The following is a 23,436-nucleotide window of genomic DNA, read 5'->3' as shown; positions in this document are numbered from 1 at the left end:
GAGATGGTCTGGATTGCTCCGCCGAACGGCAACCGTGGTCGTCAGCGGCAATTCAGCGATACGGCGACCCAGACATGCCTAACCTTGAAGGCGCTGCTCGACCTGCCGCTTCCGGCAGACGACAGGAGTCGTTGAGAGCCTGTATTGTTCCTGGTCAAAAGAATTCCTTGAAGCTGGAAAGAACCGCTTGGCGGGTGACACGGCGCAACAAGCGATATCCCTCGAAGTCAAAGAGCTGCGGTCGGAATCTCCCAGCTTCGCTAAAAAACCCGATACCGATCATCGGGTGGTTACGCCTAGAGTGGCCACAGGCTGGCGTGACGCTTTTCAGCCTTTCGCTCAGGATGCCCCCCGCCCAACCTCCTGCGCGCGGCTCAAAAATCTCCCGGCGCGCATTGCAGGCAAACAAGCCCTTCGTCACGCCATGCCTGCACGACTGAACTGCGGTCATCCACCACCAGCCATGGCGCAAAGCCATCGGCCTTCATCTCCTCCAAGGCGCGGCGCTTCACGTCCGGGTCGCTGGCCTCGTCCTGATCGTCGGCGCGCAGGTAGATTCCGTCAAACGGCAGTTCATGTTTGCGCAGCCACGCAACCGTGTGCGCGATCCAGCCCTTGGGGCGCCCGGAGCAAATCACAATCGTTTCGCCGCTGTCCTTTAAACGACGCATCAACTGTGCGATCGGCTCAATCAAAGCCGCGCTTGCCATGGCGTCATGGAATTCATCCCACAGCTTTTCCTTGCCGTGCACCAGATACCCAAGCCGATCCGCATCGAACTCGGCCAATGTGCCATCAACATCAAACACCACGCAGGGCGTCGAACCCGCTGTTTTCATAACTCTGCTCCATTAATTTATCGTTGGTTTTAAGAAAGAGGATCGGCATGGCATTCGCAGGCCGCTCGCCGACATGCCCGCTTGTCCACAGCACTCGCGCGGCGCGGATCACGCCGGAATGGCAAACCAAAACAGGCAGCCGCCCACCCGACTGAATACAGATTTCACAGATGGCGCGATGCACCCGCGCCAGCATTCCGGGCCAGCTTTCACCGCGCTCCGGAGTTGCCTCTCTTACAGGGCTATCGCTGATCGGCGCGCCTTCATAAACGCCCCAATCACGCTCGCGCAAGCCTGCATGGTGCTGCATATCGCGGCCCGGAAACCCCAAGCGCGCGGTCTCCCTTGCGCGTGCCATCGGGCTGGTGAAAATCGCAAGCTGATCCGGCCAAGTCAATTGCGCCAGCGCCCGCGCCTGCGTGCGGCCCCGCTCAGTCAGCGCCACGTCGGTTACGCCAGCGATGATGCTCTGCGCATTGGCCGTTGTCTCGCCATGGCGGATCAAGCAAAAGCTCGTCGCGGGCAGTTCAGACCCCGTCATAGCCGCACCGGATCATGCAGGAAAATCTCGACGTTCAGATCCTCGACAAGGTAATCTTCGGGCTGCGCACAAAACGCAGGAGCAAAGCATTTCGCCCCTAGTCGACCAAGCATCTTGACCTGATCGCGCAATGGCGGATGCACATTCCAGCGTTGGAAATACCCGCCAGGAACAGCGCAAATTCCGCGCGCATGGGCCGTCATATGGCCCGTGAACACCACATGCGCATCGCGCCCCAATCGCCCGCCTTCGTGCCATGCCCGCACATAGCCCCACGCCGCACCGCCATCCGCATTGGGCGTGTCACACACAAGGAACCGTGCCTGCTCCATCGGGCCGCGTTGCAACAGCGGCGCAATCTCCTGCGCATCCGGGCTCAGGGTCGTGCTCTTCAACGCGCTCAGCAATGTCGCCTGACACTCCGGGTCAAGCATGACGCTCTCATGCCCGTACCGCCGCACCAGATGCAGCGCCATCTCGCCCGCCCGCCCCGAGGGCGGCACCGGCAAAAGCACCTGCCCCTGCAAGCCGTCCAGCAACGCATGCAACGCCGCAAGCCGCTCTGATTGCGGCACGTCATTCAATTGATAGGAACAATCCAGAACCGCCGTCGCCGCCGCAGGCGGCATATCAAGCGGGAACCAATCGGATTCTTCCGACCAATCGCCAGAGTAAAAGAACCCCTCGCCCAGATCGAAATGCATCCACACGCCGCCCATCGCATGGCCGTTGCGCCCGGTGGTGAGGGTCACGCCGTCGATCACCGTCTCGCCCTGCTCGGGCAGCAGGCGCACCTTGGCCGCCGGCGGCAGCGCCTTGGCGGTCTGGGCCGTTGCATAGATCACAAGCCCCGCCTCGACCGCATGTGACGCGCCACCGATATGGTCGATGTGGTCATGGGTGATAAACACCGCCTCCGCCCCGCTTAACCACGCGGGGTCGAACTGCGCATGCGCCTCCGGCCCAAAGCCGCAATCCAACAGCCAGATCCGCTCGTTCGCGGTCAACTGAATGCATGCGGGGCCCTTGTCCCCGATGCCCGAAAGTAATCTTACGCTCTGCATTTAATCCTCTGAAAAGGCCCAAGGGGTTGTAATCGTCAGGCCCAATTGTGCGCCCTCGTCGAACCGCGCCCGCGTTTCCGCCAAAAGCCGCGCGCCACAGCCGGTCACCGTCTCCAACAGGTATTTTCCGCCCATATAGGTGACCCGTGCCACCTTGGCGCGCAGGTCTCCGACCTCGGAAATGGTCAAGTTTTCGGGCCGCAAACAAACATGGCTGACCGGCACGGCGCTGGCATCGGAGTGCACCACCACCTGCGCGCCCAAAACGCGGGCCTGCCGCGCGGCGCCCACCTGTTCTGCCTCTTGCACGGGCACCACGGTGCCACGCCCGACAAACTCTGCAACAAAGCGGTTCTTGGGCCGCTCATAGAGCGTCTGGGGCGTGTCGAATTGCTGAATGCGCCCTTTGTCCATCACCACGATCCGGTCGGCCATCGCCATGGCTTCGGCCTGATCATGGGTGACATAGACCATGGTCGCGCCGGTGCGTTTGTGGAAATCGGTGAACACCCCCTGCATCGACGCCCGCAGCGCCACATCAAGGTTGGCCAATGGCTCGTCCAACAATACCGCGCAAGGATCAGACACAAGGCAACGCGCCAAAGCCACCCGCTGTCTCTGCCCACCAGAAAGATCCGACGGCATGCGGTCGGCATAGGCCCCAAGCCCGGTCGCCGCCAGCGCCGCATCGGTTTGCACTGTGATCTCGGCTTTGGAAAACCGGCGGATTTCCAAGGGGTAAGACACGTTGCGCCGCACCGACATATGCGGCCACAAAGCATAGGATTGAAACACAAAACCAATGTTACGCTCCTCCGGCGGGATCACCGCGCCGGTGTCGGCATTGGCCATTTCACGCCCGCCGATGCTCAACCGCCCGCTGCTTGGCAATTCGAACCCCGCCAAAATCCGCAACAACGTGGTTTTGCCGCATCCTGACGGTCCAAGCAGGGCAATGAACTCGCCATCCTCAAACCGCGTTGTGATGTCTGCAAGCGCGGGCGTGCCCGCGAATGTTTTGCCAACCGAGGACAGGTCTATGTCTGCCATGGGACAACTCCTTTGGGTAAACGGCGCGAAAACAGCTGGATCAACGCCATAAGCGCCATGACCACCAACACGATGGTCATGGCAAGCGCGCTCGCCATGCCGGCTTCACCGCTGTCGTCGAGATTGAAGATAACCACGCCAAGGGTCTCGGTCCCCGAAGACCAGAGCAGCGCGGACACCGTGAGTTCGTTGAATGCGGTCAGAAAGACAAGGATCGCCCCCGCCGCCGCCGCAGGCGCAGACAGCGGCAGGATCACATCCCGCATCCGCCGGTAAAGCGAGGCTCCAACAGATTGCGCCGCCTCGCCCATCGCCGGGTCCAGCTGTTTCAGGCTCGCCTGCACCGGGCGGAACATCACCGCGAAAAACCGCGCAAGATACGCCAGAAAAATGATCCAGATCGTGCCATAAAGCGTGACGTCGGTGAACGGCAGCTTGATCAGCAACAGGATCATCGCAATCGACAAGACAACACCGGGCAGCGCATAGGGCAGATCAAGCAGGCTGTCGAAGATGCGCGCCAACCGCGTGTTGCGCCGCTCCATCAACCACGCCAGTGGCAAGCAAATCAGCATCAGCACAACCGACGCCCCGGCCGCCAATCCGAACGAATTGACAAACGCCCGCGTCGTCGCCGGCTGACGCAACAACACTTCGTGCCACGAGGCAATCGTCACCGTGTCCAAGCCCAGCGCGACACCGTATGCCGGCACCAGAGAGGTCGCCAAAAGGCCAAACATCGGCAAAACGAGGATGCTGAAAACCACCGCCCACAGCAATATCTCAACCGGCAATCGCGCCCGCCCAAGCGGGATCGCCAATGGCCGCGAGGTGGAGCCAACCAGATGCAGCTTCTGTCGGCTTTGAAAGAACCGCTGCAACAGAATGCCCGCCACGGCCACCGCCCCGATCAGCATCGCCAGAACCGAAACCTCGCCCAAAACGCTCGGCCCCATCCCGGCCAGCTTTTGATACACAAGCGTCGGCAGCGTGGCATAGCCCGCCGGAATGCCCAGCATCGCCGGAATCCCAAAATTGCCCAGCGCAGTCACAAATGTAATCGCTGTGCCCGCCGCCAAACTGGGAAGCGTCAGCGGCATCACCACCTGCCACCACGTGCGCAGGCCCCTCGCCCCGCTGATCCGCGCCGCCTCGACCGCCTCTTGCGGGATCGCACGCAAACCCGCCCGCAGGGTCAGGAAAATGATCGACATATGCTGAATACCCAACAACAGGATAATGCCCTCAGCCGAATAAAGCGGCTGCGGCGCCCCAAGCGGTGGCGCAATGCCCAATGTCTTGAGCAAAACCGACGAAGGCCCCATGATCTGTGTCCATGACAGCGCGGTAATCTGCGGCGGGATCATCATCGGGATCATCAGGCAAAAGACCAAAGCCGCCTTGGCCCGCAAATCCGTCAGTGCCACCAGAAACGCAAACGCCGCCCCAAGGATCAGCGACACAACCGTGCCCAGCCCTGCAGTGATCAAGGAATGCCGCAACGCGCTCAGCGTCGACGGCTGCGCCAGAACCTCTTGCATCACCTCAAAGCTCAACGCGCCCTGATCCGTGACGCCTTCAACAAACAGCCGCAACACAGGCGCCAGCGTCAGGCAAATCGCAAGGACCAGAATAACCGAGAGCAGCCGATCCTCGGACCGGCTGCCTCCCATTTTTGTCGACGATCGCATCATTCGGCGCCAAACATCTCGGCAAATTTTGCCTTGTTGGCCTCGGCGTTTTTCAACGCGGTCGCCGGATCAAACGCCATCAGCTTGATTTCTGCACGCGCCGGGAACCCTTCGGGGACGCCCATGTCGTTACGCGCGGGGATATAGCCCATGTCCAGAACAAGATCCTGTCCGTCCTTGCTCAGCAGGAAATCAACGAACTTCTGCGCGCCCTCGACGTTCTTGGCCGTGGACATGATCGCCACAGGCTCGGTCACATAAGAGACGCCCTCTTTCGGGAAAACAAACTCAACCGGGGAGCCGTTGGCCTTGTTGCGAATGGCAAGAAAGTCGACGACCATGCCATAGGGTTTCTCACCCGATGCTACGGCCTTGAACGTGCCACCATTGCCGCCTTGCGCACGGGCATCGTTACCGGCCAGCGCCTGATAATAATCCCAACCAAGCGTTTTATCACCCGTCAACGTCGCGAGATGGATCAACGCCGCCCCGGAATAAAGCGGCGACGGCATTGCCACCTGACCTTTAAGCGCGCCATCCGACAGATCACTCCAAGCGGTCGGCGCTTTCTCGATGCCAGTGTTATAAACAATGCCGGTCGTGATCAGCTTGGTAGAGTGGTAATAGCCGTCCGCCGAATAAAGCGCCGGATCATAATTCTTGGCCTCCAGCGACTTATGCGCCGCCAACTGCCCCTGTTGCGCCATGCCTTCAAGGGTCACGGTATCGGCGATCAAAAGCACATCAGGCTGCGGGTTGCCCGCTTCGATTTCTGCCCGCAAACGTGCCATCAGCTTGGTGGTGCCATCGCGCACCCACTCAACTTCTGTGCCCGGATTGGCGGCCATAAACGCATCAACGGTCTTTTGCGCGTCGGCATTCGGCTGCGAGGTATAAAGCGTGATCTTGTCAGCGATTGCAGTGCTGGCCATAAGGGCAAAAGCCGTGGCCGAAAGGAAGGTTTTCATGGATCTCTCCTGTTTCGTTCGAAAGTAGCGCTCGGGTGCCTTATCCCTGCCGAGAACAACAGTTTTGTGACAATTTCCCAGATTCTCTGATTCAAATTGATCTGTTTTCACACGCGCTCTAGGCTGACCGCGAATTGGGCACTTTCTTTCGAAGGAAAGTCATGACGCGATTAGACATAGCCGAGCGACGCGACAGAATCGTCTCGCTTCTCTCCGAAAACGGAGAGCTCTCTGCCGCCGATCTATCCGGGCGCCTTTCTGTTTCTGTGCAAACCATCCGCGCCGATCTGCGCGACCTTGACGAGGCCGCATTGGTGCAACGCCGCAACGGGGCCGCACGCCTGCGCCAGCAAAGCGAGAACATCGGCTACCTGCCCCGCGAAAGCGTCGCCCGTCAGGAAAAACAACGCATCGCGCTCGCGGTGAAAAACCTGATCCCCCAAGGTGCGCGTGTCGCACTCGGCACGGGCACCACCGTTGAACATTGTGCGCGCTTTCTGGCTTCGCATAAAAACCTGTTCGTCGTGTCCAACAGCATCCACGCCGTCTGCGCCCTGCAAAATGCACCGGGCGTCAGCGTCGATATGGCGGGCGGCTCTGTACGGATGCGCGATCTCGATATGATCGGCGCCGCCGCGCTTGAATTCTACGCACATTACCGCGTCGATTTCGCCATTTTCAGTTGCGGCGGCCTGTCCTCCACCGGCGCGGTCATGGACTACAACTCGGATGAGGTCGCCGCCCGCAAAGCCATTGCCAGTTGCGCCAACAAAACGATCCTGATCGCGGATAGCGAAAAACTCGGACTGGATCTAGCCTGTCAGCACGGGCATCTGTGGGACTATGACTTCTTTGTAAGCGGCGCAGATATCCCCGACCGTGTTGTGCAAATCTGCAAGCGCAACGACTGCACCGGCATTCGGGTCTAACCCGCCTTCCCCACGCCTTGCAGCGGCCTCTCGGGACGCCCCGGAAACACTGCAAACACAAGGGATTTGAATCAAATCCTGCCTATCTTCTCCCAGCTTGTTAAGCTGCAATTCACCACGCTTTCCGATGTTCAACGCACCGGAAGCAACCGCGCAAATCACTGACGCGATGCTCATCCGGTTGTGTTCAACCAATCGGAGGCATCCATGCCAGTTTTCAAAGTCAAATCTATCATTGTCACGATATGTGCATTTTCTTTGATGGGCTGCATGCCATCAGTCGACACATCGACGCGAAACATCGTAACGACCGATCCCCAGCCCGTTGCATACAACTCTGGCGGCACCCAATCCCCCACAGCAGGCCGGACCAAAGCCTACGTCACCGGCTATAGCTTTTGGGACAATACCCCTCCCGGAAGCGCACGCATCGCCCGTCCCGTGGTCCACCGTCAGGCCGGAGGAACCGGCACCTATAACGATCCGGTCACCGTCGCGGTCGGTCATTCGAAATCTAATGGCCGCAGCAAAATGGACTTCCCTACAGGCACGCGCTTCTATTTCCCCAACCTACAGAAATACGGCATCGTCGAAGACCTGTGCGGCGACGGTCCCCGCCCCCAAAACGGCCCCTGCCACACCGGCTATGGCGGCTATGCCTGGCTTGATATTTATGTCGGCGGCAAAAGCGTCGGAGCGAGCGCCTCTGATCGCTGCATGTATTCAATCACCGGCGTTCAGGACGTCATCATCCAACCCGCGCCGGGCCTGCCTGTCCACGCCGGAGAGATTGCCCTGTCAAATTGTCGAGGCGCCTAAGAACGGCCAAAAGACATCGACACCCTGCGTGCTTACCCAGACTGTCGCAGGGTGTGAGAAATTGACTGAAGTATGATCGCGTTTGAATTCAGATCACTATAGTCGTGCATCGCACGCTGGCTGGCGAGGTGAACACCTGATGCAAAACCATGCGGATACCGCGCCTTGCTGCGGGCAAACTCAAGAAGCTTGTCCGCAAACGGGCCGGGACGATAAGCTGCCCACAAATAGGCCGCCTTGGTGCTGAAGGTCAAAAACTCTTCCGCCGCCTCCGCCGAAAGGTATTCAGGCTGATGACCTACCGTGTCCAACCGCCAATTGCGCGGCCCAGACCCCAACTCCAGCCCTTGGTAAATGAACCATGGCTTGCGGTCGATTGGCGTTTCCGACACGCTCAACAAACGGCCGTTTTCGGCGAATTCTTCCTCCAGCGCTGCAAACAGCACCTCTGCCAGATACCCGCTCTCTGGCGACATCCCCAACTCCATCGCCTCAAGCAGTAACGGCTCGGCACCGAGCGGCCCAATCTTGGACACAGCCTCCAGCATGGCCATTTCTCCATCCCCCGAAGACCGCCCCGCGAATGTCTCATAGGGCGAGGCCACATCAAGCCCCCAGCGCCGAAACGCCAGCGCGGAATAATGCGCGCAATGCGACCCGAAAGTAGAGCGCAACTCGCGCTTGATCACGGAATGGATCTGCCGGTCGACAACGATCTTGTCCAAATTCCACGAGGAAACCAGCGCGCTGACCTCCTTCTCCATCCCGAACCGCCGGCGCACATTGTCCAGCGAAGCCAGCAACCGCCCCCCGTCGCAGCCATCAAAATCGCGAACCCCCCACCGGTGCCGGTCGGTGCGTATCCACCCCTGCGGCAGGCGCACACCATCGGTGACGCGTCCGGCAAGGTTCGGCAAAATCCGGCGAAACGTTTTCTCCGCCTCTTTTCGCTCGATCAACCCAAGTTCGGTGGCCGCAACAATCGCATTCAGGTTGCTGCCAACATCCCACATCGTCACCGCCCGGTGAATCTCCCCGCCCGGATGGCGGTTCACCGTCGCCGGGCAAAGCCCGGTTGCCGCCTCGGTGTATGTTTCAAAATACGTCCAGGCCAGCTTCGCATCATCAAGGAGACGCGCTCTTTCCGCCTGATCCGGTCCCGGATGTGCGGCCTGAGGCGCCCGCGCCATCGCCGCCCGCGTCAGCCGATGCCTAAGCGCAACCGGCTCATTGGTCAGCAACTCACCCGCCAGCTTACCAATCGGCACAAAACGGGTGATCGCATCCTGCCGCAATGCCCCGAGCCGCGCCAAAACGCGGCGGCGCAATTTTTCATGCCGGATCAAATCCGCAGGCAAAACCAACGCAATATCCACATCCGTCAGCTCGCCCGCCGACAGCTCTTGCAACGCTATATTTGGCCCCGCGCGAAACTCAGGCACATGTAACACCGCACAGCCATCGACCCCCGAATTCGACACCTCCACCCTGTCAAAAGCCAGCAAACCCCCCGCGCCAGCCACGCCGTCAACAGCGGTTTTAACCGCTTGCCCCGCATCGCAGGTTAAACTCGCAGCCATCAATCCGGCGTTGTTGTCCGTGTGGTTGGCCCAGAATGTCGCGCCCTTGGGCCGGACCGCCGACGGGATCCCCGCCGCCAAAAGCTCACCGCGAAATGTCTCGACCGCCTGCACCGCCTCAGGCTCTGACGGGTCAGCTGCCTCAAGGATCACGGCAATCAACCTATGCTTGCCGAACTGGTCGCGCAATTGCAAATCCGACACAGTCATCAACGCCAGTTGCCCCTGCAACTCGCGCGCCACCAGCCCCTTGGAAAATTGGTCACCCCAAGTCTGCACCACCCCTTCTGGCTGGCGCGCTAACGCTGCCATCGGCAGGTAAAAGAACACGGCGTCTTCCTCGGCATTGCCGGACCCGCTCACCGCATCTCCCAACGCAGGGTCGACAATCTCGCCGCCGAAAAACCGCACAACGCCATTGTCCCATGTTTCCGAGCGCACACGCCCGCTCGCCCGCGGGCGCACCAACACGTTGCGAATACCTGACGAGCGTACACCCGTGGGCCGCATTGGTTTTTCCACCTCGTCACACATGACCGCGCGCACCCGCATACGCACCCCGCGCGATGCCATGACACGACGCAGCCGCTTGCTGGCCTCATAAACCGCGCGCGCCTGAAAATACGGCGACAGGCTGGCAAGCGCCGGAACCTCGAGCGCAAGATCGACACCGCCGCCCAACCCGCCAAGAAACTCCAGCGTCGCGGCAAGCGCTTCGTCGCGCGCCTCCTCCTGCCCCAGCCGGATCACACAGGTGACCCAAACACCGTTCTCAAGAAAGCGTTCAACCAGATCAAAAAGCGTTCCGGTGTCGGTCTCTGCCGTGATGTCGGTGAGTATCACCGATGCCGATTTCACGCGCAACGCCGCCACACCGCGATTGGCCGGCCCCACCGCCCACACGCCCGCAGCGATGGACGACGCCAGAAAACTGCGTCTTTTCATGCCATTCTCTTCCTGAACAGGACCCGTTTTCTGGTTTTCACCCGACCCCAGCCTGCCAATGTTCCCGTGACCGCGCGCAAAACCGAGCGGTAGACGGAAAAATACAGCAGCTGGCGGTAAAAGAAACGCTGAAACGGAAACAGCCACAACATGCGCAAGCTTTCGCGCCCGTCAGTCTTCAACGCAAACGCCGCGACAATGAAATCCAGCAACGGCAAAACCATATACGCAAAGATCAGATGGGTCGGCGTATCCGACACCGCGCCCCCGACCTCGCCACTCCAGTTGCCGGCAAAAAGCTTGTACAGCAGCACCAGCACAAAGGCGTCAGCAATCGGTGCCAACAGCGGAAACAAATAGCCAAAGATCAGCATGTCAGGGATCGACAGCATCCCGATGCTCCGGCCCTCAAAAATGGCCTTCTTGTGCTTCCACGTGCATTGGAACATGCCCAGTGACCAACGCAGCCGCTGTCCCAGCAACTGGCGCACCGTCTCCGGCGCTTGGGTAAAGGCGATGGCCTTTTCCTCATAGGTCACGCGATACCCGGCGCGGTTGACGTTGATGGTCAGGTCCGCATCTTCGGTCAGAGTGTCATTGCGATACCGCCCCGCCTCGCGCACCGCTTGGGTACGCCACGCGCCAATCGCGCCCGGAACAACAAAAATCCCGTTGGCCAGATCAAACGCCCGCCGATCGAAATTCTGCGCCGTGATGTATTCAAGCGCTTGCAACCGCGTCAACAGATTGCGCCGGTTCGCAACCGAAATCTTGCCCGCAACGGCCCCCACCCGCGGGTTGCTGAACTGCCGCGCAAGATGGCCAATCGCCTGCGGGTCAATCACCGTATCGGCATCAATACAGACCAGAATCTCGGATTTTGTATTGGCAATCGCCGCGTTCAACGCCGCCCATTTACCCTGATTGAGCTGCGCAAAAATATATACGCGGCGATCTCTTTGAAAGCACAGTACATCGTTGAATGTCTCGTCCTGCGAGCCGTCATCAACGACGATCACATCAAAGTTGGGGTAATCGCTGGCCAGCACACTCTCGATACATTGCTTGATGCGGCCCTGCTCGTTAAATGCCGGGATCACCACCGAAACCTTGGGCGTCTGATCGGTCGAAATCGGTCGCGTCCGCCGTCTCAAAGCGGCCAGAACCAGAATGAACAGCGTTCTGAGAACCCCGATCAACAGCACGATCCAGAATATCGTCTCAAGGCTGAACCACGTCACCGACAGCGCGGTAAACGTCAGCCGGTCAAAGATCAGCCACTGTCCCGTGACCTCCGGCATCAAGGCGGCGCGATCCGTCCCAAGGAAATCAGCCAGCGTCGTGAACTCATACCCCTGCTCGCGCAGCTCGCGAATAATCCGCGGCAGCGCGTTCACCGAGGCCGTGCGATCATCGCCACCATCATGCAACAGGATGACGTTGCCGGTGCCCTTGTTGACCTCGTCGATTACGAAATCGGCAATTTCGGTTGCGCTCAGCCCCAGCCAATCCTTGGGCACAACTTCCATCCCGGCGATGATCCCGCCGTCCAGCTGCACCCGCTCAAGCGAATGCACCCGCGCTTCTTCGATCGGCCCGCCCGCCCGCAAAAACGGCTCGCGATAGAGCTGCGTTTTGTGGCCCGAATAGCCGGCGATCACCCGCGCCGACATGCGGTGCTCCAACTCGGCCCGCGCTTGCGAGACAAGGTCCATACGCGGATGCGAAAACGTATGCGCACCAATCTCATGCCCCTCGGCGATCATCCGGTTCAACAGGTCGGGCTCTTCCATCACCCGCGATCCAACGACAAAAAATGCCCCCGGCGTTTGCGTCTCGCGCAGCGTGTCCAAAATCGCTTTCGTGTAGACCGGGTCCGGCCCGTCATCAAACGTCAGCACCAGCTTGTTAGGCGCGGGCTGGCCATAGCGCTCAAGCAGATAGGGGCGCGGAAACTGCGTATAGCGCACGTCCGTGATCCGCCCCGTGGCCGCGTCCACATCGACGTCGCGCGCGCCATCCCTTGGCTGGTCAAGCACGCGCAAAAACGCGCCCTTGCCAGTATAGGACACATAGTTGTCATAGCGCAGCTGTTTCAAATGGCTCGCAATCTCGACCGTGTCGGACTTGGCGGCGGCCAATACCGGCCACACACCCGGATCCTCCCGCCCAAGCGACCAAAGCGCGATGTTGCGCACCCCAAGCGTGTTAAGCGTGCGTATCTGGTTGTGCGCCGACACCGCATCAAGCAGCCAAAGCTTGTGGCTCCCCCGCGCGCGATCCCGGAACGAGGCAAACCCGTTGCCAACATCCGCCCCAAAGTTCAGCTTCGCCTTGGCGTCGTCGATCCGCTTCCATGCTTCGACCACCGGAAGGGTTTCGGGCAGAGGCTGGCGCGTGGTCCACTCCGACGCGAAATTGCCAATCGCAATGGTCAGCCGCTCTGGCCCGATGGCGGCAACCGCCTTGGCCGCGACATCCGCAAACCACGTATCCGCCGCCAGCGGGCTGGGCGGGCTTCCGACCCACGGCTCGACAAACGCCTTTAGGATAACCTTATCGAACCCCTGCATCAGCGTGCGGTCCTGCCAGATCGCCTGCTGTGCGCCAACAATAACACAGGATTGCAGGCCGCCCTGTTTCATCCCCGCGCCAAAGGCGCTCAGAAACGGGGCCGTCTTCGCCATCTGTGCATCATCAAGCTGTTTGAAATCCAGACACAAACCAATCGCGTCAAGGCGCTGCGCCGAGGCCACAAGATCGCCCACCAACCCCGCTGCCGCTGCTGTATCAGTCATTTGCGCGACCAACCCGTCAAGGTCCTGCTCCGCATCCAACGCGACCGTCGGCATCAGAGCGGGCGGCGTCGCTGCGGTCTTGAGGTAGGCATCAATCGGCTCGCGCGTGCTCGCATCCGCCGACACAACAGCCAGCGACGCGCCCGCAGCCTTGGCATCCCGCACCACGCTCAACCAATCAGGGATCAAGACGTTCAGCGTGCCACAGCTTTTCTTGAGCGACAAAGGCGCCCACTCCAACGCCGTCGGCACATGCCCGAAAAACACATGGTCCGTGCCATCGGGCTTTGCGCCCAACACACCCTGCGGCATCGCGCTACAGGCATCCTGCGCGTTCGCGCTCGCCCGTGCGGCGCGTACAAAAAACCCTTGATGCTGCGTCTCGGGCGTCTTCGCCTCGCGCTCGGGTGTGGTCACACGCTCGCTGACGCTGTCGATGTTCCACCAAAAACGCAACTCATCAACGATCGCACCCATCGGCAGGGTGCTCCAAAAGAACACACCAATCCAAAGGAAAAAGGTGAAAACAACCAGCCCAACCAACCGCCGAAAGCGTTTCTTTCGAACCCGGCGCGGGTCGTAAAAGACAGGGTGCTGGTTTGCCTCCTCGACATCAAACAGGAATTTATAGCTCAGTTGTGTCACGCGCCGTCAGCTCCAGCAAATGCCGGCGAGCACCTCATCAAGCAGCACACGTTCCATCGCGCAATCACAAACAAACAACGAGAAAAATCGTTAACAAAACATAAAATGGCCAATGACGTTCGGCGCGCTCCCCAGAGCAAATTACACCGAAACGACACCACCCGATGGACCGTTTCCCACATTCAATGCGATACTCTCTCCGCAAGAATGCCCCCAAGACGGCTTGTATCAATTGTGGTCGAAGTTTGGCAAGAAAATGCCGCCTTTGTGCGAAATAAGGCGAAAATTAGATGAGTTTGCGTCAACAATCTGCCGCAAGACATACCGATTATGCACTCTCACACACCAAATACACGCCACCCGGCCAAGAATCTCCCGCCGCGCGCCCAAATTTATCGCCACAATTGCCCGGCAACAGAACCCGCAACAGAACCCGTTTCAGACGTGGCGTTCCGCTTGTGCCCCTGATACCCAGCGCCATAGCCTGTAGTCCCGACCCTACATGAAACGGCCCGCTTCAGATGATCGCAATCGACCCTCCCTTCGCCGAAAACCCGCCCACCGAGACCATCGTTGAACGTGTCCGGGCCAATGCCCGCGCCACCCCGGACCGCGATGCGCTGGTATGTGGCGACGATCACCTGACATGGGCACAGTTTGACGACCGGATGAACCGTGTGGCCAATCTCCTGCTCAGCCGCGGACTTCAAAAAAGCGCCAATGTCGCGATCATTTCGCCCAATTCGATTGCCTACGCCGAGCTGTTCATGGGCATCCTGCGCGCCGGCGGCTGCGTCACGCCGCTGTCGTCTATGGCCTCGCCCGCCGCGCTCGAAAAAATGCTGACGGATTGCGGCGCAACCTTCCTCTTTGTTGCCCGCCAATACCTCGATCTGGTTAGCGGCTTTGTTGATCACCTGCCGATCACCTGCTTTGCCATTGATTTTGAGCACCCCGGTTTTGAGGATTACCCGAGCGCCATGGCCGCCGCCTCCGCCACCGATCCGATGATCCCGATCGCGATGTCCGATCCGTTCAACCTGATCTACTCTTCCGGCACCACCGGCACGCCCAAGGGCATCCTGCACGACCACTGGATGCGCGCGGCGCAAATGGATCGTGTCTCGCCCAATGGCTATGACAATGCCGCCCGCACGCTGATCTCGACGCCGCTCTATTCCAACACGACCATCGTGTCGTTCGTCCCGACACTCTTTGGCGGGTCGACCGTGCACCTGATGTCTAAATTCGACGCCCGCGCCTACCTTCAAATTGTCGAGCGCGAGCGTATCACCCACACCATGCTCGTGCCCGTGCAATATAAACGCATCATGGATGTGGCCGATTTTGACAGCTTCGATCTCACCTCGATGCAAATCAAATTCTCCACCTCTGCCCCCCTGCGCGCCGATGTAAAACGCGATGTGCTCAACCGCTTCCCCGGCAAGCTGATCGAATATTACGGCCTGACCGAAGGCGGCGGCGTCTGCGTTCTGGTGGCTGATGACCACCCTGACAAGCTCCACACCGTTGGCCGTGTCGCCCCCGGCAATGAAATCCGCCTGATCAACCCGGACGGAACCGAAGTCGCCCCCGGCGAAACCGGCGAAATCTGTGGCCGTGGCCCGACCATGATGGCGGGCTATTTCGGCCGCGACGACCTGACCGCCGAATACATCTGGCGCGACGCGGCGGGCAATATCTTCTTTCGCTCCGGCGATATGGGCGCGTTTGACGACGATGGCTTCCTCGTTCTGTCGGACCGCAAGAAAGACATGATCATCTCGGGCGGTCTCAATATCTATGCCAATGATCTGGAACTGGTCCTGCTTGATGATCCCGATGTGATTGACGCCGCCGTGATCGGCATCCCGTCCGAGGCATGGGGCGAAACACCGCTCGGCCTTGTGGTCCTGCGCGATGGCGCCACCCGCTCAGACCAAGACATCCGCCAAAGCGCCAATGCAAAGCTGGGCAAAAGCCAACGCCTCTCGGGGGTCGAAATTCGCACAAGCCTGCCCCGCAGCACCATCGGCAAAATCCTCAAAAAAGACCTGCGCGCACCATACTGGGAAAAGGAAACACCGTGACCAAACCACCAATGAACGGGGCAGAAAGCCTCGTGCACACTCTGCTCGCCAATGACGTTGACGTCTGCTTTACCAACCCCGGCACCTCCGAAATGCACTTTGTCGCGGCGCTTGACCATATCCCCGGCATGCGCTCGGTTCTGGCCTTGCAAGAGGGCGTCGCAACCGGGGCCGCCGATGGCTATTACCGGATGGCTGGCAAACCGGCCTCGACACTGCTGCACCTCGGGCCCGGCCTCGCCAATGGTCTGTCAAACCTGCACAACGCGAAAAAGGCAGGCTCCGGCATTGTCAATATCGTCGGTGAACACGCCGCCACCCATATCGAACTCGACGCGCCGCTGACCTCGGATATCGAAGGCATCGCGCGCCCGGTTTCGCATTGGGTCCGCACCTCGGAATCCGCGACCGCCGTGGGCAAAGACGCCGCCGAAGCGGTGCAGGCCGCCATGGTCGCCCCCGGTCAGATCACCACCCTGATCCTACCCAGCGATACCGCCTGGAACGAGGGTGGCGTGACACATGACGCGCTCGCGCCACCTGCCCGCGGCGCATTTGACGCCGCTGCCCTGCCACTGGCGGTCGCAGCGCTCGACGGCCCTGAAACCCTGTTGCTGCTCGGCGGCGCGGCGCTCACCGAAGACAACCTCGCTCTCGCCGGGCGCATCGCGGCCAAAACCGGCTGCAAGCTGTTGTCAGAATGGTCCAACGCGCGGCTCGAACGCGGCGCCGGACGGGTTGCGATCGACCGCGTGCCTTACCCGATTGACATCGCACTCGAGGTGCTCGCCCCCTTCAAACGCATCGTCCTTGTCGGCGCGCGCGCACCCATCGGCTTTTTTGCCTATCCCGGCAAACCCGCCACCCTCACCCGCGACGACGCCGAAATCATCACCCTCGCGGACGCCAGCGCCGATCTTGACGCGACGCTCACCGCCCTGACCGAGGCCACAGGCGCAACCGAAACCGCCCCCGCCCATGTCGCCACGCCCGATCTGCCCGATCAGCCCACAGGGCGGCTCGACCTTGATAATCTGGCACAGGTCATCGCGCGCGCCATCCCCGAGGATGCAATCGTCGTCGATGAATCCGTAACCACCGGGCGGGCCTTCTTTCCGGCGACCCGTGGCGCGGCGCGGCACACATGGCTTAACAATTGTGGCGGCTCTATCGGCTACAGCCTGCCTGCCGCGGTCGGCGCATCTATCGCCTGCCCGGATCGCAATGTGCTCGCCCTCACCGGAGACGGCTCGGCCATGTATACGGTTCAGGCGCTCTGGACGATGGCCCGCGAGAAGCTCGACGTGACGGTGCTGATTTTCGCCAACCGCAGCTACACCATCCTGCGCGGCGAGCTGACCAATGTCGGCGTTGCCAACCCCGGCCCGCGCGCGATTGACATGCTGTCACTTGACCGCCCGGCGCTCGATTGGGTCCATATGGCCAAATCCATGGGCGTCGACGCCTGTCAGGCCGACACCTGCGAAGACCTCGAAGTCGCGATGGAAACCGGGCTCGAAACCCCCGGCCCCTATCTCATTCAGGTGAACCTCTAGGTCAGAACCCCGGCCTCGCGCAGCCGCGCAATCGCCGCCGCGTCATAGCCGATCTCACGCAGCACCGCGTCGCTGTCTGCCCCCGGCGCAGGCGGCGGCGCGGGCGTATCGGGGGCGCTGCGCGACAGTCTCGGCGCGGGCGCGGCCTGCGTCACGCCTGCGACCTCGGTGAAGGTGCCGCGCGCTGCCATATGCGGATGCGCAGGCGCTTCCGACCATGTCATCACCGGCGTCGCACAGGCGTCCGATCCGTCAAAAATCGCCGCCCATTCATCGCGGCTCTTTTGCTTGAACACCTGCGCATAGGCGTCCCTGCGCTCACCCCAGCTTGGCGCATCCATCTGCGTCGCCATGTGATCTTCGGGCAGGCCGGCAAGGCGGACAAGCTCGGCAAAAAACTGCGGCTCCAACGGCCCAACGGCAAGGAATTTGCCATCGCCGCATTCATAGGTCCGGTAAAACGGCGCGCCCCCGTCCAGCAGGTTCGCCTCGCGCGCCTCGGACCATTGCCCGCGCGCAATGAAACTATGGACCAGCGCCATCATCGCCGAGGCCCCGTCAACCATCGCCGCATCCACAACCTGCCCCAAGCCCGAGGTCTGGCGCTCATAAAGCGCCGCCATGATCCCGAACAACAGGAACATGGTGCCGCCGCCATAATCCGCCCCGATATTGAGCGGCGGCGCTGGCACGCCCTGCGCCGGGCCAAGCGCGTGCAAAAACCCGGTCAGCCCAAGATAGTTGATGTCATGCCCCGCACTCTGCGCCAGCGGCCCCTCCTGACCCCAACCGGTCATCCGCGCAAAAACAAGCTTTGGGTTGCGCGCCGCGCAGGGCTCCGGCCCCAGCCCCATGCGCTCCATCACGCCGGGGCGAAAGCCTTCGATCACAACATCCGCCCGCGCGATCAACTCCATCGCCGCTTCCACGCCCTCGGCCGCCTTGAGGTTCAACGCAACCGAGCGTTTGCCGCGATTGTTGATATCCGTGGGGTCGGCCGCGCCCGACTTGCGGGTGATCAACACCACCTCGGCGCCCATATCGGCAAGGAACTGACCCGCCAATGGCGCCGGGCCAAGCCCCTGCATCTCGACCACTTTCAGGCCCTTCAAAGGCCCGCTCATCCTGCACCTGCCATCGCCGTCACTCCTCCTGGCTAACAGCCAAGGAGTAACGGTCTAACCCGCAACCAGCAACAGCTCGAAGGTCACGCAAACCGGCCCCTTGCCCGAGAGCAGATCGCCGCGAAACACCGTGCCCGCCGGATCAACCATCGCCATCGACAGATCGCGACATTGCCCGCCTTCCACCGCACAGCCCGCCAGCAGCACCACCTCCGAAAGTGGCGCGGCCATCGGCGCGCCGTCTCTGAACCCGGCCCCGATCAGGCTCCCGATCCCGTGGATTGACGCATCGGCAAAGCCCATCTCGGCGCAGGCCGCCTCGATGGTCGGTCGCAAATCCTCATGCGGGCGAATCGTCAGAAGCGCGGCATTGGCCCCCTCGACCTTGCGCAGCACCTCGGGGTGGAACAACGAAAAATTCGTCTCGCTGTCATGGGTCACCACAAGGTGCGCACCGCTCAGCAGATAGGCCTCGATCTCCTGATCACCGTCCAGAAAGCACTGATCGTTCATCAGATGCCCCATGCCCGGTGCCTCGGCCTGCCACATCGCATGGCTGTGCATGAACCACGCGCCGTCCTTCCTGCCGCACGACGCCGTGCCGAAATCCAGACGCGCCGCGCCGGTGCGATAGGTCTCGCTATACCACGCCGCGTGCTGCTCATCGAGCGGGCCATCCGGCATGACATAGTCCATCGCGCTAAACCGCAAACCGTCAAGGATCACCGTCGCGCCATCCGCGCCCGCGCCCTCGACCGCCTCGGCCACCGCATCAAGAAGCGACAGCCCCCCGCGCAGTGAAAGCGTGAGCTTTTGCGCAGTGCACGGCCCAAGGGTAAAGCGTTCTTCCTGAACCGGGCCGGGATGGGTCAGCCAATCGTGGCTGTCCCCCTCGGGCATCGGCGTGGCATCGGGGCGGCGCGGCAAGGGAAGTGTTCGCATGATCAGGCCCCCGCGCCGCTGGTTTCGGCCTCGTAATCGGGGATCAAACCTCGCGCCGTCAGCTCTTCGCGCACCAGCTTCTTGGTGATCTTGCCATAGGCGGTCTTTGGCATCTCTTCGAGAAACACGAAATGCTGCGGCAGCTTGTATTTCGCCACCTTGCCAACCAGCTTCCCGCGCAGGCTGTCTTCATCTACGCTCTTGCCCACTTCGGGAACACAGACGCACAAACCGACCTCGCCCCAGCGCGGATGCGGCACCCCAAGAATGGCGACCTCGCTCACCCCGTCGATGGTCAACAGGATCTCTTCGATCTCGCGCGGATAGACATTCGAACCGCCCGAGATATACATGTCCGAAGACCGCCCTGTGATGAACAGGAACCGCTGTTCGTCCATGTGGCCCAGATCGCCGGTGCAGAACCAGCCGTTGCGGAACGACTTGGCATTGGCGCCCTCGTCCTCGAAATAGCCGGGCGTCACCGCCGCGCCGATCACACAGATCTCGCCGGTCTCGCCGGGGGCAAGGATGTTGCCCTTCTCGTCCTGAATGCTCACTTCGATGCCGGTGCGCTCGACACCACAGGTGCCGGGGCGTGCCTCGGGCCCGTCCTCAAGATGGTGATCTTCCGGGCGCAACACGGTGATCGCCCCCGTCACTTCGCCAAGCCCATAGTATTGCACCAACACATGACCCAGTTCTTGCAAAGCGCGTTTCTGATCGGCGCGATACATCGGCGCTCCGGCATAGATGACATGCTTCAGGCTGGAGTGGTCATGCTCTTTCACCGCGGCGTCCTCGACCATGATCTTCACGATGGTCGGCACGGTGAACATATTGGTGATGCGCCAGTCTTCGACCATCTTCCACGCAAAAGCTGGCTCAAAACGCCCCTGCGGCAGGATCACGCTCTTCGCGCCGCCCGCGATCTGCGCCATCTGGTGCGCTGCCGCACCATGCGACAGCGGCGCCACGACAAGGCTCGCATCCCGTGCGCTCAGCCCCGGCATCAGATCATTCATGTGGTTCAGAATGGTGAATGTCATCTGCCCGTGGGTCAGCACAACCGCCTTGGGCCGCCCGGTTGACCCGGACGTAAAGAACAGCCAGCAAGCATCGTCGCGACTGACCTCTTCGTTGGGGAAATCCTGCCCCAGATGCTTGGCCACCAATGCCTCATAAGACAGCGCGCCCGCCATCTCGCCAATCGCCACCACATGCTCCAGCATACCGCGACAGGCCTCGGCATGGTCAGGAAAGGCAGGCTCAACAAACATCGCCTTGGCACCGGATTTCTGGCACTGATACGCAATCTCTTCGGTGCCCTGCCGGAAATTCGCCGGTGCCCAAACCAACCCCGCGCGAAACACCGCCATCATGATCTCAAGCATCTGGTTGTTGTTGGCCGATTGCACCAAAACCCGGTCGCCCTTCTCAAGGCCCAAATCCACGCGCAGCGCACGCGCCAACGCGCTCACCCGCGCATCGAACTGCCCCCATGTCCATGTCCGATCGTCATAGACGATCGCCACCGCATCCGCCTGACGGCGGGCATGCCGCGTTAGGAAATGCGCGACATTTGGCACCCGCGTGCTGGTCGGCCAAGACATCGCTTCGCTCATTTCAGGCGCTCCAGAATCGATGTGTAATTCGCCACTGCCGCGCCGCCCATGTTGAACACACCGGCCAACTCGGCACCCTCAAGCTGCATCACGCCCGCGTCACCGACAAGCTGCATCGCGGCCATTACATGCATCGACACACCGGTCGCGCCCAACGGATGCCCCCGCGCCTTCAACCCACCCGACAGGTTCACCGGAAGCTTGCCCTCGCGCGTGGTCACACCCTCGCGGATCACGCGATGCCCCTGCCCGCGCTCGGCCAGCCCCATCGCTTCGTATTCCAACATCTCGGCCACGGTGAAACAGTCATGCGTTTCCACCAGATCGAGATCGCCAATCGTGAGGCCCGCCTCGTCCAGCGCCCCGCGCCATGCCCGCGCCGCACCGTCAAACGCATAAGGTGCCTCGCGCCGCGACAGGGCCATGAAATCATTGACGTGGTTGCGCGCGCGGAAGGCAATCGCCTGTTTCATCGACTTCGCCGTCTCGGCGTCCGCGATCACCAAAACCGCCGCTCCGTCCGAGATCAGCGAACAATCCGTGCGCCGCAATGGCCCCGCCACCTTGGGGTTCTTGTCGCTCACCGTGTTGCAGAACTCAAAGCCGAAATCCTTGGGCATATGGGCATAAGGGTTGCGCACCGCGTTCTTGTGGTTCTTCGCCGCAATCATCGCCAGCGCATCAGACTGGTCGCCATACTGCTGGAAATAGCTCTGTGCGATATGACCGAACACGCCTGCAAAACCGGGCGAAAAATGGCCCTCTTCGGCAACATATGCGCCCTTGAGCATCAGGTCCGCCGCCTCTGACGGCGGGATCGTCGTCATCTTCTCAACCCCGACGACAAGCGCGATACGCCCGCGCCCCGCCGCCACAAAATCCATCGCCGAATACAGCGCCGCCGACCCGGTGGCACAGGCGTTCTCCATCCGCACCGCCGGCACATGCGCCAGCTCCGGCACGGCCATACCAACCAGCCCCGCCTCAAAGTTCTGCGGCACAAAACCGCTGTTGAACGTGCCAAGGAAAATGCCATCAACATCCTCCGCCGCCACACCTGCATGGCTCAGCGCATCCGGCACGGTCGCCTTGATCAGGCTCTCGGTGTCCGGCGCGTCGTCCAGCTTACCAAACGGGCTGTGCGCCCATCCAACGATACAAGGGTGATTGGTCATGTCGTGGTTCTCCTCGGAATATATCTCGCGCCCTTATCCGGCGCTCTGGTTTTGCGGTGTCCGGGTCGGCACGGTCAGCCGCCCCTCGATTATCTTGGCCTGCTCCAGCAACATCTTGCCCAAGGCCGCCTGCCGGTCCGGCGTCATGCGATTGTCAATCGCCGCGATCGAGATCGAGCCAAGCACCCGACCCGCCGCGCCCTTGACCGGCACCCCGATGGCCCAGCTGTTGGCCACATACATGCCCGGATTAAGGGTCCAGCCCCGGCTCTGTTGCGCGGCAATTTCACGGCGTAGGAACTCTTCGGTAAACCCCGGAAAATCCGCGCGCCTCTCGGCGTTGGTCGCCTCAAGAACCTGTTCAATTTCATCTTCGGGCAGCGCCGCCAGTATCGCCATCGCTCCCGCACCAACCCCCAAAGGGTGGCGCGCGCCGGGCTGCAATACATGGGTGCGGATCGGAAAATCGCCCTCTTCACGGTGCAGGCAAACCGAATAGGACCCGCGCCGCACCGACACGAAACTGCTGTCACCACAGGCCGCGGCCAGCGCAATCAAACTGTCCATCGACGCATCAAGCAGGTTATGCCGCCGCGCCGCCATCGTCCCCACGACAAGGCATTCGGGTCCGGGAAAATAGCCACCCTGCGGCGCCTGCTCGACATAGCCCGCCCGCATCAGGGCCAGCATAATGCGCCGCACCGTCGGACGCGAGAGCCCGGTCTTCTCGGTCAGCTCGGGCATCGGAACCTCGTCGCCGCCGTGACTCGCCACAAGCGACAACAGGCTCAACGCCCGGTCGATACTCTGGCTGCCGCCGGATGTTTCTTTGCCGCTATCCATAATATGGACACTCCTCCTGCGGTAATCTTAGAACCGCTTCACTCCGTCAATCAAGCGGAAATTGTTATTAGGACTGAACGCGATAAAATATCTTTACAAGTCTCCCGACTCGCAACTAAGGTCACGACACTTTTACATCCATAATATGGACAGCATGTGAAAGTGAGGGTTTCTCCAGACCTGCCGCGTGAGAGGACGCGCAGCAGGACAGAGCG

At 61.1% G+C, this 23,436-nt stretch carries 17 protein-coding genes and 1 pseudogene; 5 read left to right on the top strand and 13 right to left on the bottom strand.

Features of this window, described 5'->3' with window-relative positions:
• The first annotated feature begins 3 nt into the window (after positions 1-3).
• Positions 4-142: pseudogene (locus N4R57_04145) on the top strand (transposase).
• A gap of 232 nt (positions 143-374) precedes the next feature.
• On the opposite strand, the gene N4R57_04140 reads toward N4R57_04145, so the two are convergent.
• Genes N4R57_04140 through N4R57_04115 form a run of 6 tightly spaced genes read right to left on the bottom strand, consistent with a single transcriptional unit; the run spans position 375 to position 6,153 of the window.
• A complete protein-coding gene (locus N4R57_04140) occupies positions 375-839 on the bottom strand; it encodes a polynucleotide kinase (protein UYV38288.1) in 465 nt (154 codons plus the stop codon).
• Entirely contained in the window at positions 802-1,380 is a 579-nt protein-coding gene (locus N4R57_04135) for a histidine phosphatase family protein (GenBank protein ID UYV38287.1), read from the bottom strand. The genes N4R57_04140 and N4R57_04135 overlap by 38 nt, the downstream gene beginning before the upstream one ends.
• Entirely contained in the window at positions 1,377-2,444 is a 1,068-nt protein-coding gene (locus tag N4R57_04130) for an MBL fold metallo-hydrolase (GenBank protein ID UYV38286.1), read from the bottom strand. Before N4R57_04130 ends, N4R57_04135 begins: the two co-directional genes overlap by 4 nt.
• Positions 2,445-3,494 carry an ABC transporter ATP-binding protein gene (locus tag N4R57_04125; protein UYV38285.1) on the bottom strand — a complete coding sequence of 350 codons (1,050 nt, stop codon included), beginning with the start codon at positions 3,492-3,494 and terminating at the stop codon, positions 2,445-2,447. It lies immediately after the preceding gene.
• Positions 3,482-5,185: an iron ABC transporter permease gene (locus tag N4R57_04120; protein UYV38284.1), complete on the bottom strand. Its 1,704-nt coding sequence runs from the start codon at positions 5,183-5,185 to the stop codon at positions 3,482-3,484. The genes N4R57_04125 and N4R57_04120 overlap by 13 nt, the downstream gene beginning before the upstream one ends.
• On the bottom strand, positions 5,185-6,153 hold the full coding sequence (locus N4R57_04115; protein ID UYV38283.1) for an ABC transporter substrate-binding protein: 969 nt from the start codon (positions 6,151-6,153) through the stop codon (positions 5,185-5,187). Before N4R57_04115 ends, N4R57_04120 begins: the two co-directional genes overlap by 1 nt.
• Before the next feature lie 161 nt (positions 6,154-6,314).
• Here N4R57_04115 and N4R57_04110 point away from each other — a divergent pair, with 161 nt between their 5' ends.
• Together N4R57_04110 and N4R57_04105 are read left to right on the top strand one after the other, a co-directional pair.
• Positions 6,315-7,082 (top strand): DeoR/GlpR family DNA-binding transcription regulator, encoded by a 768-nt coding sequence (locus tag N4R57_04110; GenBank protein UYV38282.1) that lies wholly within the window; start codon positions 6,315-6,317, stop codon positions 7,080-7,082.
• 270 nt (positions 7,083-7,352) lie between these two features.
• Complete coding sequence (locus N4R57_04105; GenBank protein ID UYV38281.1) at positions 7,353-7,901, top strand: hypothetical protein; 549 nt, start codon at positions 7,353-7,355, stop codon at positions 7,899-7,901.
• Positions 7,902-7,933: 32 nt separating this feature from the next.
• Here N4R57_04105 and N4R57_04100 read toward each other — a convergent pair whose 3' ends face one another.
• Positions 7,934-10,426, bottom strand: coding sequence for a DUF3131 domain-containing protein (locus N4R57_04100; protein UYV38280.1), 2,493 nt, complete (start codon positions 10,424-10,426; stop codon positions 7,934-7,936).
• A complete protein-coding gene (locus N4R57_04095) occupies positions 10,423-13,869 on the bottom strand; it encodes a glycosyltransferase (protein ID UYV38279.1) in 3,447 nt (1,148 codons plus the stop codon). Before N4R57_04095 ends, N4R57_04100 begins: the two co-directional genes overlap by 4 nt.
• Before the next feature lie 521 nt (positions 13,870-14,390).
• On the opposite strand from N4R57_04095, the gene N4R57_04090 reads away from it, so the two are divergent.
• Together N4R57_04090 and N4R57_04085 are read left to right on the top strand one after the other, a co-directional pair.
• The gene (locus N4R57_04090) at positions 14,391-15,959 is read left to right on the top strand and encodes an acyl--CoA ligase (protein ID UYV38278.1); all 1,569 of its coding nucleotides are present in this window, start codon (positions 14,391-14,393) and stop codon (positions 15,957-15,959) included.
• The gene (locus tag N4R57_04085; protein ID UYV38277.1) at positions 15,956-17,515 is read left to right on the top strand and encodes an acetolactate synthase large subunit; all 1,560 of its coding nucleotides are present in this window, start codon (positions 15,956-15,958) and stop codon (positions 17,513-17,515) included. Before N4R57_04090 ends, N4R57_04085 begins: the two co-directional genes overlap by 4 nt.
• On the opposite strand, the gene N4R57_04080 is transcribed toward N4R57_04085, so the two are convergent.
• Genes N4R57_04080 through N4R57_04060 form a run of 5 tightly spaced genes read right to left on the bottom strand, consistent with a single transcriptional unit; the run spans position 17,512 to position 23,221 of the window.
• Positions 17,512-18,639 (bottom strand): CoA transferase, encoded by a 1,128-nt coding sequence (locus N4R57_04080; GenBank protein ID UYV38276.1) that lies wholly within the window; start codon positions 18,637-18,639, stop codon positions 17,512-17,514. The two genes, N4R57_04085 and N4R57_04080, sit on opposite strands and share 4 nt — an antisense overlap.
• Positions 18,640-18,693: 54 nt before the next feature.
• Positions 18,694-19,581 carry a hypothetical protein gene (locus N4R57_04075; protein UYV38275.1) on the bottom strand — a complete coding sequence of 296 codons (888 nt, stop codon included), beginning with the start codon at positions 19,579-19,581 and terminating at the stop codon, positions 18,694-18,696.
• Positions 19,582-19,583: 2 nt separating this feature from the next.
• Positions 19,584-21,203: an acyl-CoA synthetase gene (locus N4R57_04070; protein UYV38274.1), complete on the bottom strand. Its 1,620-nt coding sequence runs from the start codon at positions 21,201-21,203 to the stop codon at positions 19,584-19,586.
• A complete protein-coding gene (locus N4R57_04065) occupies positions 21,200-22,378 on the bottom strand; it encodes an acetyl-CoA acetyltransferase (GenBank protein UYV38273.1) in 1,179 nt (392 codons plus the stop codon). The genes N4R57_04070 and N4R57_04065 overlap by 4 nt, the downstream gene beginning before the upstream one ends.
• A 33-nt stretch (positions 22,379-22,411) precedes the next feature.
• Complete coding sequence (locus tag N4R57_04060) at positions 22,412-23,221, bottom strand: IclR family transcriptional regulator (protein UYV38272.1); 810 nt, start codon at positions 23,219-23,221, stop codon at positions 22,412-22,414.
• Positions 23,222-23,436 lie beyond the last annotated feature (215 nt).

It is taken from the genome of Rhodobacteraceae bacterium D3-12 (assembly GCA_025916135.1).
GTDB lineage: Bacteria > Pseudomonadota > Alphaproteobacteria > Rhodobacterales > Rhodobacteraceae > JAKGBX01.
This window is presented reverse-complemented; position numbering and strand designations above follow the sequence as displayed.